This is a genomic window from endosymbiont of Galathealinum brachiosum, from assembly GCA_003349885.1.
In the GTDB taxonomy this organism is placed as follows: Bacteria; Pseudomonadota; Gammaproteobacteria; order SZUA-229; family SZUA-229; genus SZUA-229.
On record QFXC01000008.1, the window covers coordinates 166,245 to 182,564 of the forward strand.

General features: G+C 39.2%; 12 protein-coding genes. 8 read left to right on the top strand and 4 right to left on the bottom strand.

Features of this window, described 5'->3' with window-relative positions:
• Positions 1 to 73 precede the first annotated feature (73 nt).
• From DIZ80_06795 to tagH, 4 genes are all read right to left on the bottom strand, one after another.
• Positions 74 to 772, bottom strand: a complete 699-nt coding sequence (locus tag DIZ80_06795; protein RDH84121.1) for a type IV secretion protein DotU — start codon at positions 770 to 772, stop codon at positions 74 to 76.
• A 296-nt stretch (positions 773 to 1,068) separates the two neighbouring features.
• Entirely contained in the window at positions 1,069 to 2,403 is a 1,335-nt protein-coding gene (gene tssK / locus DIZ80_06800; GenBank protein RDH83837.1) for a type VI secretion system baseplate subunit TssK, read from the bottom strand.
• A gap of 68 nt (positions 2,404 to 2,471) precedes the next feature.
• Complete coding sequence (gene tssJ, locus DIZ80_06805) at positions 2,472 to 3,098, bottom strand: type VI secretion system lipoprotein TssJ (GenBank protein RDH83838.1); 627 nt, start codon at positions 3,096 to 3,098, stop codon at positions 2,472 to 2,474.
• 13 nt (positions 3,099 to 3,111) lie between these two features.
• The gene (tagH, locus tag DIZ80_06810; GenBank protein RDH83839.1) at positions 3,112 to 4,815 is read right to left on the bottom strand and encodes a type VI secretion system-associated FHA domain protein TagH; all 1,704 of its coding nucleotides are present in this window, start codon (positions 4,813 to 4,815) and stop codon (positions 3,112 to 3,114) included.
• 335 nt (positions 4,816 to 5,150) lie between these two features.
• On the opposite strand from tagH, the gene tssA reads away from it, so the two are divergent.
• The 8 genes from tssA to clpV all read left to right on the top strand — a co-directional run bounded on the left by tssA (position 5,151) and on the right by clpV (position 16,084).
• Positions 5,151 to 6,269, top strand: coding sequence for a type VI secretion system protein TssA (gene tssA / locus DIZ80_06815; protein ID RDH83840.1), 1,119 nt, complete (start codon positions 5,151 to 5,153; stop codon positions 6,267 to 6,269).
• 24 nt (positions 6,270 to 6,293) lie between these two features.
• Complete coding sequence (gene tssB, locus DIZ80_06820) at positions 6,294 to 6,812, top strand: type VI secretion system contractile sheath small subunit (protein RDH83841.1); 519 nt, start codon at positions 6,294 to 6,296, stop codon at positions 6,810 to 6,812.
• The gene (gene tssC, locus DIZ80_06825) at positions 6,812 to 8,302 is read left to right on the top strand and encodes a type VI secretion system contractile sheath large subunit (protein RDH83842.1); all 1,491 of its coding nucleotides are present in this window, start codon (positions 6,812 to 6,814) and stop codon (positions 8,300 to 8,302) included. Before tssB ends, tssC (DIZ80_06825) begins: the two co-directional genes overlap by 1 nt.
• Before the next feature lie 90 nt (positions 8,303 to 8,392).
• The gene (gene tssC, locus DIZ80_06830; protein RDH83843.1) at positions 8,393 to 9,889 is read left to right on the top strand and encodes a type VI secretion system contractile sheath large subunit; all 1,497 of its coding nucleotides are present in this window, start codon (positions 8,393 to 8,395) and stop codon (positions 9,887 to 9,889) included.
• 44 nt (positions 9,890 to 9,933) lie between these two features.
• Positions 9,934 to 10,431, top strand: a complete 498-nt coding sequence (tssE, locus tag DIZ80_06835; protein RDH83844.1) for a type VI secretion system baseplate subunit TssE — start codon at positions 9,934 to 9,936, stop codon at positions 10,429 to 10,431.
• Positions 10,424 to 12,259, top strand: coding sequence for a type VI secretion system baseplate subunit TssF (gene vasA, locus DIZ80_06840; GenBank protein ID RDH83845.1), 1,836 nt, complete (start codon positions 10,424 to 10,426; stop codon positions 12,257 to 12,259). Before tssE ends, vasA begins: the two co-directional genes overlap by 8 nt.
• On the top strand, positions 12,223 to 13,338 hold the full coding sequence (tssG, locus tag DIZ80_06845; protein RDH83846.1) for a type VI secretion system baseplate subunit TssG: 1,116 nt from the start codon (positions 12,223 to 12,225) through the stop codon (positions 13,336 to 13,338). Before vasA ends, tssG begins: the two co-directional genes overlap by 37 nt.
• 58 nt (positions 13,339 to 13,396) lie before the next feature.
• Positions 13,397 to 16,084 carry a type VI secretion system ATPase TssH gene (gene clpV, locus DIZ80_06850; GenBank protein RDH83847.1) on the top strand — a complete coding sequence of 896 codons (2,688 nt, stop codon included), beginning with the start codon at positions 13,397 to 13,399 and terminating at the stop codon, positions 16,082 to 16,084.
• Positions 16,085 to 16,320: the final 236 nt, after the last annotated feature.

The window sequence follows — 16,320 nt, forward strand, 5'->3', positions numbered from 1 at the left end:
TATTTTAATATAATTTATTAAAGTAAGTTTTATAACTAACTTACTTATCCTTTAAGTTTAAAGATTTTTATAGCTAGTTATTTTTGTCTGGTGTTTTACGTGCAACTGTTCTCATATCTGTAATTTCATCCAGTTGTTCAACTACAGGTGAAGACGAATCATAAAGCCATACCCTGAAACCGGAGTAACTTAAAAACAGAATAGCACCCACAATGCTACCAATTACCCACATTGGAATATAATCAGCCAGAGAGTTACGTGTCTTCCCAAGTCCTTGCCAACTTGGTGATAATGAACGCTCATACTCGCCTCTTTGTCGACGTATAATTGTAAATAACTCGTCTCTCATTTGTTCAATCATGTCACGACCACGATGTATAACCCGATACTTACCTTCAAAACCAAGACTTAAAAATATATACATTAATTCCAGAATAAATAAATTTTCACCCGGTTGCTCTTTCATTCGGTCAAGGATTAGGAAAAACTTTTCACCACCGGATGTTTCATTATGGAAAACACTTAACAGGGTTCTTTGAGGCCATGCACTTTCACTACCCCAGGGGGTATTTAAAACGGCCTCATCCAATGCAACGCACACCGCATATCGTGCAGATAAAACCACTTCTGGTTTAATTCCAGTTTGTTTAGCCGTAGTTTCAAAGTTTTTTATTTCATTAACCATACGTTGATGTAATCCACCAACATCCGGATGTGAAACTGAAGAACGTGTTTTTTCGAAAACCGCAATTAATACAGAAGCGGCATTCACTAACGGGTTTAATCCACTCGTAGTATTAAAGTATGCTGTGGCACCTGCCGCAGTTTGTGGCTGATAAGATTGTGCAGACTGTTGCTGCACTGGGGCCTGTTGGACTGGTTGCTGAGGCTGCACAGGTGGTGGTACGGGTGGCTGTTGCGCAGCACCTCGCCCACCTCCAGGCATAGGCCTGATAATTGTACGATCTCCATCTACTGATGGTTGTCTAAATACTGTCTTGTCAGAATCATCTGATGACATATTAAGCTCCATTTAAAACAGTTTCAAAACTGCTAATAAAATAATAACTACTGACGAACTGCCCAGAACTCTAATTCTAGCCCGGGGAAATCTCCACCGATGTGTAATGCGAATCCACCAGAGTGTTTCAATTCATTCCAGAAGTCACTTTGTTGATCAAGTTGAAAATAGGTAAAACCTGAGTGAAATGGAATTTGTCGCGGCGCTACAGGAAGTGCTTTTATAGCAATACCTGGCATCGCTGCATTGACTAACTGTCTTATCCGTTCAACTGGTCCAATTTTAATTTGTGCAGGTAAGTGAGTACGTAATGCCTCTTCTGGCACATCGGCTCTAACCGATAAAATAAACATGGCAGAACCAATAAGTGATCGATCAGCAATTTCTGCAACTCGAATACCGTATTTCTTTTCTACCAGATTAAGTGAAATTGCAGTTTGTTCATAAACCATACTTAAACAATTTCTTAATTCAGCTATTACAGGAGTGAATGTGGCCTGCAAATCGTCATGCAGGTACATTGGGAAAGTTGGTGTACGTTTCGACTTACTTACAAATGTTGAAAGCTCACCCACCATTTGTACAGATTCCGCAAAAAGGTCAACCGGATGTAAGCCGTTCATTTTAGAAAGGTGATTTGACATAGGCTCTAATCGATTAATTAATTGCAACATCATATAGTCTGCAATCTCAGCCGTGCCACCACGATTAGTATCTGCAAGACGTCCAGCAATTGCTTCACCTCTATGATGTAATAAACCAATTAGCTCAGTTAAAAATCCTGATAATTTTGGTGATTTCTTACAATCCAGACAAGTTGCTATGTAACTATCATCTAACAAAACATTTTTGTCTTCACGAGACTCGGCTATACGCACTAAACCTATACAGGCATAACCGCTTAAATCATCTGTTTCTAGCATTAGACGAAAACGTAGCTTTCCAACATGCATCGAAATATTATCGCCGGATTCATTAGAGACATCTCGAGTTTCCTGCTCGTAACTAAAATATCGTGCCAGACCCTGCGAGCTTTCTTCGGCAATTACATCAACTGCACCAGGACGTTTAACAGGCACGCAAACATAAAGAATTGAATTATGGATATTTTCAGGAACATCGAATACCGGTGGTGGTTCATCAACATCAGGAAAGCTAAACGGGGTTCCATCAGGAAAGACACCCTTGCCTTTTATTACTGATACTTTTCCCAAAGTAAGCAATTGCTGATCAATTTCAAACTCATGCATGCCCCAGCCATAAGCTCCATATGCTGAACATTTGCCCTGCAACAGGCGTTCAAAATAACGTTCCTGCTGCTGGAAATGCTGCGGATTTAAAAACATTCCTTCTGACCAGACAACTTTACTATCTAATGACATTTTTTATTCGCCAGTTTTTATTTATTTAAAGCCACATAATTTATTATGTGGCAACAATTCAGTGTTAATTAAAAAAGTTTCTTTAATTTATCAGCTGATTTTTTAGTTTTATCTGCTGTATCCTGTGCTTCGTCTGCACTTTCTTTTGTTTTATCTACTTTTTCTTTAAAATCACTGCCATCATCAATCTCTTCATCAATCTCTTCATTAAATATAAGCTCATTACCTGATACACGTATAGAAACAGAGTTTCTAAAAACATTATTTGCCACTACTGGAATAATTAACTTGTATTTTGAATGTTTATATTCAAGAAACTCAGCATATAAAGCTACATAATGCGTTTTTGGAGATAAAACAAAATGCTCAGAACGGTTATCACCAGGCTTAAAATGTTTTAGTTTATGAACGGCCAGCATATCAGCACCTAGCACTTCTTTATCACGCTCATATAATTCAATAAAATCTGATTTTTTCATCATTTTTTTAGATTTTAGTTCATACATACGAATAAAAACCGGTGACGGTTTACCAAGCTCATCCGGATTTGTATCAGCATCAACTTCAAAGGTAATTTCCAAATCAGTATCCAGACCGAAATAACCTCCAACTGCGCCGTTCATTGACTGGCACGCTGTTAAAACAGCAAAAAAAGATGTTATTAAAATAAGTTTTAAAAGACGAAAGTTTTTCATAAAAGCCCTATTATTATGTTTTATTTTTTTGTGACTTTCTCGCGATTGTCAATTTTTGTAGCTGCTCTTCATAAGCCTGCACAAATTCATCACCAAATAAATACTGAAAAGAACTATCAATATCACCCGCAAGCTCATTATAGTATTCAAGATAAGCATCCCAGTTTTTTGCTTTCTGACTGGCAGGCATAAGCCCTGATTTTTTCTGTTTTGCAAACCGCTGCTCTAGTAACACAGGATCAAAGCGCTCAATAACACCTTTAAAAGCTGCTCGAATACCAGCTAATATTGCTACCTGATGCTCCGCAATACTTTCAAAACTTTCCTGTACTGCTTCTACCGGTTTTTTATATGCATTACCCTGTTTAATAAACATATTTTCAAGGGCATCATCAATATTAGCTGAAAATTTAAGTGGATTATTTTCTACCGGTTGAATAGTCGTTACATTCATTCTAAATTCATTTTTTATGGAGCTACGTGATCCTAACACCTGCATCAGGCCACTAACCATTTCACGCACAACTTCACCAACAACCTGATTAACCCTGGTAATTTCTTCATCATTCATATTTAACTGATGTAAACCCATCGCATTAATTAAAGTAGTATCAACAGTAACGTTACTGGGAATGCCTTTTTGCTGGGAAATCATTTGCTGCTTGAGAACTTCGAGCTCGGATTGAAGTTTTGCCTGAGCTTGCTGTTGCGCCAATAGCACCTCGTTTGCTGGTGTATCAAATTTTCCTGTAAGGTGATGTTGAGCTACCGGCTCATCAGCAACTGTTACTGGTGCTACGGGTTTTGCAGGTGCCTGAGGTTGTGCTGGTTTAGGCACAACAGGTGGTTCAGTTAATGGCGTTGATGGTTTTATTTGTGGTGTAACATTCTGTGCTGCAGGAGCTGCAGGTTCTGATGACATAAAATCATCATCCCAGTCATCGGGTATACCACCACCAGTAGATGGAGCACCAGAAAGCTGGTTGTCTGGTGTTGCTTCAGGCCAGGAAACTTGCTGGTTTAAAAGGTCTGACTGATCTGAATGTGAAGGCCCGCCGAATGGATCACTCGCAGGTTGAGAAGCAAATGAATCTCCCCCGCCAAGGCCATCAAGACCGCCTTTAAAAGGGTCATTAGTGTCACCTGGAATGCTACTTCCAATGCTTCCACCTTGCGCTTTATCCAGAGCAGCAAGCGGGTCTGTTTCTTCGGGATTAGCAGTAAAGAGCGAGTCAGCACTGGAGACATGACCGCCACCAAACGGGTTAGCGTCATTTTGCCCAAAACTACTTTCCTGGGGTGCTGATGAAAAAATATCATCCATAGAATTACCAGAAGCAGAACTCGCGCTACTGGCAAACGGATCAGCTGATGCACCAAAATCCTGTTGCGCTGCACCGGCTACATTAGCAGAAAATGAATAATCCCCCAGCTCAAAACTATCACCATCGTTAATTGGTAACCGGGTACCTTTACCCATTGGATTTACAGCACCATTAAAGAATGTGCCATTCGTACTTAAATCTGTGAGGTAAAACTGACCATTTTCACAACTGAGCTGGCAATGGCATGAAGATAAAAATCGTTCCGGATCATCAAGCACCCAGTTATTATCTTTAGCACGCCCAAGTGAACCACCCGCTTCATCGAAGGTTTTAGTTGTCTCAGCGAGATTAACTGATTCCGGGGCTCTATTAATGGTTACTATTAATGGCATCTAATACATCATCCTGACAATTATCTTAATTACATTTTAATTATGGATCTGTTTGAACGGTTAACTTCGTTAAAATTTTAGTTAATTAGACTATTGTAGCCTTTCAAAAATCTAAAACCAGACCAAGCCGCAAATATTACCCATAGATTGTTGATGTTCCAAGTAATTGACGATAATTCTTAAGAAATATTTTAACTTAAGACCATAAATCACGCTGTTAGCTTTACATAAGCATTTCAATACCTTATAAGTATATAGATTAAAACGCCAGCGAAGGCGAAATATTAGTCTTTGCTAATAGAAATAAAAAAATAAAGCGTAAGGAATAAAAATAAATGGCGTCTGAAGAAATAATACAGCTGGACAGTCTTTTACAACCCATCTCGGAAGATAACCCAGTTGGTGATGATATACGCGAAGACTCCTCCCCTACATCCGCTTATTACTCAATCAAAGATGCGCGTAATGCTGCACGTGCAGCAGAACGCAACAACATGTTTGATGGTGATAGCAGTGAAGCTGATGATCAATGGCGAAAAATTCTTGAGCTAGCCCCTGATATTTTACAGAACAATGCAAAAGACCTCGAAGTAGCAAGCTGGTACACAGAAGCGTTAATACGACGTTATGGATTTCAGGGTTTAAGAGACGGCTTTAGATTAATACATGGTTTAATTGATCAGTACTGGGATAACCTTTACCCATTACCAGATGAAGACGGCGTTGAAACCAGAGTTGCATCTCTCACCGGTTTAAACGGAGAAGGCGCTGAAGGTGTAATTATTGCGCCAATTAGAAATGTACTAATCACACAGGGTAATGAGCCAGGACCTTTTAGTTTATGGAAATACCAGCAAGCGCTTGAAGTAGAAAAAATTATTGATGAAGAAGCTAAATCCGACAAGGCATCTAAATTAGGATTTAGTAATGAAGATGTTGAACGTTGCGTATCTGAGTCAAGTGAAGAATTCTTCGTAAATATATGCGATGACGTTAGTATTTCTATTGATACTTATAGAGAAATTGGCAGCATGCTTGATGAATACTGTGGCATAAACGATGCGCCGCCTATTAGTAACATCATCAACATACTGACAGAAAGTCAGGGCGCAATAAACCATATAGGCAAATATAAAATTCCAGCTGATGATGCAGGTGAAATGTCTTCGGATGAATCTGGCGATGCATCTGATCCATCGGGTGAATCTACAGGTCAGGTAGCGCAAGCCTCAGGCCCAATCAAAACCAGAGCGGATGCATTTAAAAAACTCATAGAAATTTCTGAGTTTTTTCGTAAAACAGAACCACATTCGCCAATTTCATATATAATTGAACGAGCGGTAAAATGGGGTGACATGCCTCTGGATGACCTTATGAAAGAACTGATACCCGACTCTTCTGCAAGAGACTTCTATGGTTCTTTAACTGGCGTTAAAACTGAAGACGAATATTAATTAAAAAAACAAGAGGAATAAAACATGTCTGAAAGCATTCACGACAAACTAAAACGAGTAAGGAAACCCCGTGTTCACATCACCTACGATGTAGAAACTAATGGTGCCGTACAGAATAAAGAAATCCCTTTTGTTATGGGTGTAATGGGTGATTACTCTGGTGACAACACAGAGAATAAAAAAGCCCTGAAAGACCGCAAATTTTCTCAGGTAGACCGTGACAACTTCAATGAAGTTATGAACAACATCTCACCTGAAGTAAACATGAAAGTCGAAAATACGCTTGAGGGTGATGGCAGCGAAATGTCTGTTGAACTCGGTTTTAAAAGCATGGAAGACTTCGAGCCACAAAATATTGTTGAAAAAGTCGATCCACTGAAAAAATTAATGGAAACACGAAACAAACTTCGTGACCTGTTAACAAAAGCGGATCGTTCAGAAGATCTTGAAAACTTATTAGAAGAAGTATTAAGCAACGCAGACTCACTCGCCTCTTTACAGGGCGAACTGGGCTCAGATGATGAAAAAAAAGGTGACGAATAATGAGCGATACAGAAAAAGAATCGCAAGCAGCAGAAGCGGAAGCTGAAGAACAGGTCAGTTTTCTTGAGCAGGCTATTTCTGCAACCAAACAAACTTCACGCGATGAAACAGAAGATCTTTTAAAAGCACTTACCAAAGAAGCAATGGATGGTACGATTAAGTGGGATAAAAATCTGTCTGTAACAATCAACAGTGCAATAGCTGCAATTGACAAAGTGATGTCCAGGCAGTTATCAGCAATCATGCAGAATGATAAATTCCAGAAACTGGAAGGCTCATGGCGTGGTTTAAATCACCTTGTTTCAAACTCTGAAACCAGTACTGATTTAAAAATTCGCGTTATGAATATAAACAAGAAAGAACTTACAAAAGATCTTGAAAAAGCGGTTGAATTTGACCAGAGCCAGATTTTTAAGAAAATTTACGAAAGTGAATTTGGTACAGCTGGTGGTGAACCTTATGCTGCACTCATTGGTGATTATGAGTTTTCTGCACACCCTGATGATTTAGATATGTTAACAAGCATGTCTAATGTTGCTGCCGCAGGTTTCTGCCCATTTGTTTCAGCTGCTGATCCAAAAATGTTTGGTTTCGATAGCTTCACTGAACTTTCTAAACCACGTGACCTGGAAAAGATATTCGATTCAGCAGAATATACTAAATGGCGTAGTTTCCGAGATAGTGAAGATGCACGTTTTGTAACGTTAACCATGCCTCGTACACTGGCTCGCTTACCTTATGGTGCAGCAACTAAACCAGTAGAAGCATTTAATTTTGAAGAAGCGAGTTTAGATTCTGATGGTCGTCAGTTAGAAAGTGAACATGATGAATATTGCTGGATGAATGCAGCATATTCGATGGGAACTACACTAACTCAGTCTTATGCAGAATATGGCTGGTGCACAAGTATTCGTGGTGCTGAAGGTGGCGGTAAAGTTGAAGGCCTACCTAGCCATACGTTTGTTAGTGATGATGGTGACGTTGATGCAAAATGCCCAACAGAAATTGGTATCACTGACCGACGCGAAGCTGAATTAAGCAAACTTGGCTTCCTGCCTCTTTGTCATTATAAAAATACAGATTACGCTGTATTCTTTGGTGCTCAAACGACTCAGAAACCTAAGAAGTTTGATGATCCGGCTGCAACTGCAAATGCAGAAATTTCTGCTCGTCTTCCATACATAATGGCAACTTCACGTATTGCTCACTTCCTGAAAGTAATGGCACGTGACAAGATTGGTTCATTTATGGAAGCCAGTGATGCTGAAGAATGGTTGAATCGCTGGATTGCAGGCTATGTTAACGCAAGTCCTGGTGCAAGCGCTGAAATGAAAGCTCGCTTCCCACTAGCTGAAGCAAACATAGAAGTTAAAGAAACACCTGGCCAACCAGGTGTATATAGTGCAGTAGCCTATATGCGCCCATGGTTACAGATGGAAGAACTTAGCGCTTCTATGCGTATGGTTGCGAGTATCCCTAAAGCGGGTTAATACTTAAAACGATGTGAATTCAGAAACCGTATCTTTTGATACGGTTTCTGTTTCTTAACGATAAAAAAATAAATTCAAATCGGTAAATGAATGTCCAGGGATAAGTCGACAGAACCCAGAATCAATCTAGACAGCCTCTTGTCAAAATCGGCTTATATTACCAGCGTTCAACAATTTTTAAATGAAACCGACTATCTAAAAGCACTTACCTACTGGTTATCAGAATTTACACCTGTAGAACAGCTTAAAGAACCTGAAGATATCATTGATGCAATACAACGATCAATTTCAGACATTGATCATATGATCAATGATCAGGTCAATGAAATTATTCACAATAAAAGTTTTCAAAAACTGGAATCTTCATGGCGCGGACTGTGGTATTTAGCAGTACAGGCCGACGGCACCAAAAATATAAAAATTAAACTATTTAATGCTACCTGGTCAGAGCTTTCTCGTGATGTTGCACGTGCTTTAGAATTTGATCAGAGCCAGCTATTTCAAAAAGTTTATAATGAAGAATATGGCTCACCAGGCGGTGAACCTTATGGTGTATTAATTGGTGATTATGAAATTAGCCATAAACCTTCCAGAGAACATAAACATGATGATCTGGCCACTTTAGAAGGTATTTCACAGGTTGCTGCTGCTTCATTTTCTCCATTTATAACCGGTGCATCACCTGAGTTATTTGGTTTAGATGACTTTTCAACGCTAGGCAACCCGTTAAATTTACACAGTATATTTGCACAGAAAGAATATATTAAATGGCGCGCATTTAGAGATAAAAAAGATTCTCAATTCGTTGGTTTAACCATGCCACGCATATTAATGCGATTACCCTATCGTAAAACACCCGGTAGTTATAAAGGCATGTTTTTTTACGAACAGGTTTCCAGTCATAATCGTGAGAATTACTGCTGGGGAAATGCGGCATACGGTTTCGCTGGCATTATGATTCGTGAGTTTGCAAATGTTGGCTGGTTTGGCCATATAAGAGGAGTTCCCAGAAATCAGATTGGTGGAGGTTTACTAACCAACCTGCCCTGTGATGTTTTTGAAACAGATGCAGAGGACATTGCAAACAAACCGGTTACTGATGTCATCATTACCGATATAAGAGAGCGTGAACTTAGCGACCTTGGTTTTGTTCCTTTATGCCAGTGTTACAACACACCCTTTGCTGCTTTTTATGGTAATCAGTCGACACACAAACCTAAACGGCAGTCGAGCCACGAAGGAGAAGTGAACGCACGTTTATCTGCTATGTTACAACATGTTCTGTGCGGTGCACGTGTTGCACATTATATTAAAGTAATGATTCGAGACAAAGTCGGCTCTTTTACAACGGCTGATGAATGTGAAGATTTTCTACGCAACTGGTTATTTAAATACACCACCGGGCGTGAAGATTTAGAATGGGAAGAACAGGCTCGTTATCCATTAAGAGAAGCTGCAGTAAGAGTAAAGGAACATCCTGTGAAACCTGGTGAGTTTGTATGTGTAATACATTTACGCCCTCATTATCAATTAGATAATATGGTTTCTGAACTGGAACTGGTTACCGAACTTGCTCAGTCAGCATAGATAAAAACTACTTGCACAATAAACAAATAATATAACAATTAATTATGGCAAGATTAGATAAAAAGAAAAAGCTGCGTCCATCCATATTAGATCGTTTAATTGATAACGATCCGGATAATAATGTGGAAGTTGACCCTGACCAGCACCAGAAATTAAAAGAACTTCGCAACAGCGTACGTCGTGATCTGGAAAATTTACTTAATACTCGTTTCAGAATGATCGAACCTGATAGTGAGTTGACTGAAATACAAAGCTCATTATTAAATTATGGTCTTCCTGATCTTGCAACGGTAAACATCGCCGATAGCGAAAAACGCGAAGAGTTTATACAACATCTGGAGACTATTCTCATAGAATATGAACCCAGATTTAAATCAGTTAAAGTAAGATATATGGATAATTCAGATTCACTGGACCGCACATTAAGATTTAGAATCGATGCAACGCTCTATGCAGACCCATCACCTGAAATGGTAGTATTTGATTCTATACTTGAACCTGTCACTCGAACTGTAAGTGTGGAGGAGACAAGTCATGGCTGATGAACTACTTCCCTATTATGAAAAGGAACTGGCTTTTATTCGTCAAATGGGTTCAGAGTTTGCAGGTGAGCACCCAAAGATAGCTGGGCGTCTGGGTATTAATGCTGAAACAATTGAAGACCCACATGTTTCTCGATTAATCGAAGGTTTTGCGTATTTAAATGCACGTATTCAACATAAACTCGATGATGATTTTCCTGAGTTAAGCGATGCACTTCTTGAAGTGTTATTTCCTCATTATCAACGACCTATTCCGTCTATGAGCATTGTTCAGTTTGTGCCAGATGAGGAAAAACTGGAAGCGACTTTCAAGTTACCTAAAAACACATTACTTGAAACAGAACAGTTTGGCGGCGAAACCTGCCGATTTTCTGCCATTTACGACACACAGCTGCACCCCTTTAAATTAACCGATGCCAGCTTAATTGGTCGTCCATTTACAACACCCGGCTCTGACAATTTAAAAGGTTCAGGCGGCGTATTAAAACTTTCATTAAAAACATTTAATGAAGAAATTACTTTTGCAGAAAACAAACCTGAAAGCATTCGTTTTTACTTAAAAGGGCAACCACAACATATAAACCCCTTATATGAATTACTTTTAAATAACTGCCAGGCCGTTGTCATGGCGAGCTCTGAATCTGACCCGAATCCAATACGCCTACCCGCTAACATTATTAAACCGGTTGGCTTTGACATTGAAGAAGGACTGTTACCCTACCCTGACACATCATTTATGGGGTATCGTTTATTAACTGAGTATTTTACATTTCCTGAAAAATTCATGTTTATTGAACTTGAAGGCTTTGCAAATAAAATACCCGAAAATGCATTAGATACTCTGGAATTTTATATTTACCTCGGAGAATCTGATGTAGAGCTGGAACATAATATTTCAACTGAAACATTTCAACTGGCATGCTCACCGGCTATTAATCTTTTTGAACATAGAGCTGATCCGATAAAACTTGATCACACAACAACGGAATATCAAATTATTCCTGATGCAAGAAGACCGGTTGGATATGAGCTTTACTCCGTTGATAAAGTAACCGCATCAACCTCAGCAGGTGACAAAGAAACCTATTTACCATTGTATGGAACCAATCATGAAAGTCATGATCTTGAAAATCATGCTTACTGGTTTGCTCAACGTCGTAATGCAAAAATGGGAACTCATTTAAGAGATGACGGTACTGATGTTTTTTTAAGTCTTGTAGATTTATACTTCAATCCGAATAATCCGGATGATCGAACATTAAGTTTACAAACCACATGCAGTAATCGCGATCAACCCGCTAAACTTCCTTTTTCTGCTGATCAACCCCGCTTACAATGTATCGACAGCGCACCTCCCTGCGAGATAATTCGTTGTGTAACACAACCTACAGCAACCGTGCGCCCATCAATGCGTAACAATGCACGCTGGCGTTTAATTTCACATTTAAGCCTTAATCATTTATCAATTACAGGCAGAGATGACGCGACCAACGCTTTAAAAGAAATTTTACGTTTATATGACTTTAAAGATTCATCTATTAATCGTGCTCAAATTGAATCTATAACCAGCGTAAACACTCGTGCAATTAGCGCACCACTAACTATAGATGGGCGCGCTACCTTATGCAGAGGGCTTGAAATAGAAATAGAACTTGATGACTCACAGCTTACTGGTAGTAGTAGTTTCTTATTCGCTACGGTGCTCGAGCATTTTTTCGCACTTTATTGTTCATTAAATTCTTTTACCCGCGTATTAGTTAAATTAAAAAGCAAAGAAGGTTACCTTAAAAAATGTCCACCAAGGGCTGGCGAAAAAATACTTCTATAACTCGTAAGGTTGCGGAAGCACCTTTTGATTTTCAGTTTCTACAGGCTGTACGCCTGTTGGAACGATCTGCTGTGTTTGAAAAAGAAAGTTCGCAATCAAATATATCAAGCAACCCTGTTGCCCGTTTTACTCCACCATCAAGTGAGTCATTAAGATTTAAAACCAACCAGTCACTCGCGTTTCCAGCATCTGAAATTGATGATGTACAACGAATTGATAAAATGTCCGGAACTGCTCAATGGGAAATGGTTGTAAATTTGATGGGTTTAACTGGCTCTATGGGTGTATTACCTTATCATTACACAGAGCTCATTTTAAAACGTCAGAAACAGAAAGATGAAACAATGGAGAAGTTCTTTGATTTGTTTAATCATCGAACATTGTCTCTGTTTTTTCAGGCATCAGTTAAATATAACTTACCGCTACATTACGAACGCAATCGGTTGCACTACGCATCTAAAAATCAGCACGAACCTCAAACAACCGCCTTATTATCGCTAATTGGCCTTGGCACATCCAGCTTAAACAACCGACTCTACACAAAAGATGAGTCACTTATATTTTATAGTGGTTTACTTAGCCAGAAAGTCAGAACAGCCAGTGGTTTGAAACAAATATTACGTTCTCACTTTAATATTCCGGTAGAAATCGATCAATTTGTCGGTCAATGGCAAGAATTAATAGATGATGTACGCACAAAACTACCCGACTTCAATAATCCTACCGGTAGAAATGTCTGTTTAGGCCGCTCAGCTATGCTCGGCAAAAAGGGCTGGTTTGCTCAAGGTAAAATACACATAATACTTGGGCCATTAAATAAGAAACAGCTAGCAACATTTGCCCCAGGCACTTCCGCTTTAAAAGCGCTTAATGAACTGGTGAGAATGTACGTAGGAATGGAAAATGATTATGAATTTATAATTCGAATTAAAAAAACGGATATACCGGATAAAATACAACTAGGTAAAAAAGAACCTGCCATTATTGGCTGGAATACCTGGTTATCAAATAAACCTGCTGATTTTGAAGATAGAAATAAAACACTGGATATCTCTGTTTCTGCAAGTAGGTTAGGTTAGTAAATAGCTTAAATATACAAAACTTATAAAAAATAGATAACAAAAAAAAGGATAAACCATGATCACTATCGACCTAAAATCATTAGTAGGAAAACTAAATGATTCTTGCCGTACCGCTTTAGAAGGTGCCGCTGGTATTTGTATGGCTAGAACCCATTACAATATTGAAATTGAACACTGGTTATTAAAATTACTGGAATTACCAGACAGCGATATAACCGCACTGTTAGAAAAGTTTGAAATTAATCCGGGCAAACTGGTTGAAGACATAAACAAAGAACTGGATAAAGTTAAGTCAGGCAATACACGTGCACCTGCACTGTCACCAACAGTCGTTGACCTGGCAAAAAATGCATGGATGTTAGCATCTGTTGAATACGCTCACCCACAGGCAACATCAGCTCATATACTTGCTGCATTAATGCTTGATGAAAATCTTCGACGTGCAACACCTATTACATCAGGTGAGTTGAAAAAAATTGCACCTGAATCATTACGCGCGGTATTACCGAGCATTGTAGGTAGCACATCCGAATCTGTATCTGCCGGTGTTGGAGATACCTCTTCTTCAGATGGCAACGCGCCAACTGGCCCAACCAGTACTCCCTCCCTGGACAAATTTACAATTAATCTTACAGACGATGCAAAGAATGGAAAAATTGATGCGGTCCTTGGGCGTGATGAAGAGGTTCGACAAATTATCGATATCCTGACACGTCGTCGTCAGAACAACCCCATTCTTACCGGTGAAGCCGGTGTCGGTAAAACGGCTGTAGTTGAAGGTTTTGCATTACGCATTGCTTCAGGTGATGTTCCTGATATTTTAAAAGGTGTATCAGTTCGTAGTCTGGATCTGGGGTTATTACAGGCAGGCGCTAGTGTTAAAGGTGAATTTGAAAATAGATTGAAATCAGTAATAGCAGAAGTAAAAGCTTCCCCTGAACCTATTATTATGTTTATCGATGAAGCTCATACATTAATAGGCGCTGGTGGTAAAGAAGGTCAGGGAGATGCAGCAAACTTATTAAAACCCGCTCTTGCACGTGGTGAGTTACGTACAATTGCAGCAACAACCTGGGCTGAATATAAAAAGTATTTTGAACGTGACCCTGCCCTTACCCGTCGTTTTCAGGTAGTAAAAGTTGAAGAGCCTGATGAAACAAAAGCGATTAATATGATGCGCTCAATTTCAGTAATGCTGGCAAACCATCACGGTGTTCGCATTATGGATGAAGCGATCATTGATTCTGTAAAACTTTCAAGTCGTTATATCACGGCGCGTCAGTTACCAGATAAATCTGTAAGCCTGTTAGATACTGCTTGCGCAAGAGTTTCATTAAGTCAGAGCACGACACCGGCAGCAATTGAAGATACACGTCGTCAGATTACTCAACATGAAACCAATATCACCTCTTTAGAGCGTGAAAATGCCACACTGGGAAACTGCGATGAACGCATTGCAGAAATTAGAGAAGAAAAAACACAACTGGAAAATGAATTAGAAATACAGACTGCTCAGTGGGAAAAAGAAGGAGCTATCGTAGATCAGATACATGAACTTCAGGGTAAAATTGAAGAAGACTTTCATGCGCAGAAATTATCTGAAGAAGATGCAAAAAAAGAAGATGCACCTCAAAAACTCGATGATGCAGAACGAGAAAGCATAAAAGAAGAATTACATAAGAAGATGGATGAATTAACAGAACTGCAGGGTGAAAACCCGTTAATTCAGGTTAATGTTGATAGTCAGGCAATTGCTGAAGTAGTTGCAAACTGGACGGGTATACCTGTCGGTAAAATGGTTTCAGACGAAATCACAAACATTCTCGATTTAAAAAACGTACTTGGAAAACGGGTTATTGGTCAAAAACATGGGCTAGATGCTATTGCACAAGCTATCCGTACATCACGTGCTGGTTTAACCGACCCACGTAAACCTATAGGTGTTTTCTTCCTTGTAGGTTCCAGTGGCGTAGGTAAAACTGAAACCGCTTTGGCTCTGGCCGATTTAATGTATGGTGGTGAACAGAATATAACCACCATCAATATGTCCGAGTTTAAAGAAGAGCATAAAGTTTCTATGCTGTTAGGTTCACCTCCAGGTTATGTTGGATTTGGTGAAGGCGGTGTTTTAACAGAAGCCGTAAGAAGAAAACCATACAGCGTTATTTTATTAGATGAAATGGAAAAAGCCCACCCGGGTGTTCAGGATATCTTCTATAACCTGCTAGATAAAGGCACAATAAAAGACGGTGAAGGCCGAGATATTGATTTCCGTAATACGTTAATCATTATGACCTCAAATGCGGGCGAAGAGCACATTAGAGCAATGTGTGCTGCGGGTGAAGAACTACCAGAACCAGAAGTATTGCTGGATAACTTCCGCCCTCAACTACTTCAATATTTTAAACCCGCATTCCTCGGCAGAACCACAGTCATTCCTTACTATCCGTTAAGTGATGAAGATTTGTTAAAAATATGTAAGATCAATATGGACAGAATCGAAAAACGCATTAAGAATCACTATGATGCCGAATTCACATACGATGAAGATCTAATGTTACATATCGTTGCCAGAAGTCAGGAAGTTGATACCGGTGCTAGAAACATTGAAAATATTCTTACCCGGACTATGCTGCCTGAAATGGCGTCTGAATGCCTGACAAAAATCGCCAACGCTGAAGAAATTAATAAAATTCATGTTTCAGTAGATGATGAAGGTAAGTTTGGATATGGGATAAGTTAGAATTTTTCCTTACCAGAACACTTTATAAAATGGCCAGCTGATTTGAATCACTGGCTATTTTTTTACAACACAATAAGTCCGTTATAGATGGCAACTAATAGACGATTTAAAAATACAATCAGATACTATCACCCCGATACATATATCTGACATTCAGCTATTTAATAATTAATATATTCAATATAAACAATGCATTAGATTACATACCTTATGTATATTATACTTCAAAGCACGCC

What these genes read in the sequence shown, in the direction of transcription:
- tssC (RDH83843.1), top strand. Translation starts at nt 8,393, where the DNA reads ATGTCCAGGGATAAGTCGACAGAACCCAGAATCAATCTAGACAGCCTC.
- tssJ (RDH83838.1), bottom strand. Translation starts at nt 3,098, where the DNA reads ATGAAAAACTTTCGTCTTTTAAAACTTATTTTAATAACATCTTTTTTT.
- tagH (RDH83839.1), bottom strand. Translation starts at nt 4,815, where the DNA reads ATGCCATTAATAGTAACCATTAATAGAGCCCCGGAATCAGTTAATCTC.
- tssG (RDH83846.1), top strand. Translation starts at nt 12,223, where the DNA reads ATGTCCACCAAGGGCTGGCGAAAAAATACTTCTATAACTCGTAAGGTT.
- tssE (RDH83844.1), top strand. Translation starts at nt 9,934, where the DNA reads ATGGCAAGATTAGATAAAAAGAAAAAGCTGCGTCCATCCATATTAGAT.
- clpV (RDH83847.1), top strand. Translation starts at nt 13,397, where the DNA reads ATGATCACTATCGACCTAAAATCATTAGTAGGAAAACTAAATGATTCT.
- vasA (RDH83845.1), top strand. Translation starts at nt 10,424, where the DNA reads ATGGCTGATGAACTACTTCCCTATTATGAAAAGGAACTGGCTTTTATT.
- tssA (RDH83840.1), top strand. Translation starts at nt 5,151, where the DNA reads ATGGCGTCTGAAGAAATAATACAGCTGGACAGTCTTTTACAACCCATC.
- tssC (RDH83842.1), top strand. Translation starts at nt 6,812, where the DNA reads ATGAGCGATACAGAAAAAGAATCGCAAGCAGCAGAAGCGGAAGCTGAA.
- tssB (RDH83841.1), top strand. Translation starts at nt 6,294, where the DNA reads ATGTCTGAAAGCATTCACGACAAACTAAAACGAGTAAGGAAACCCCGT.
- tssK (RDH83837.1), bottom strand. Translation starts at nt 2,403, where the DNA reads ATGTCATTAGATAGTAAAGTTGTCTGGTCAGAAGGAATGTTTTTAAAT.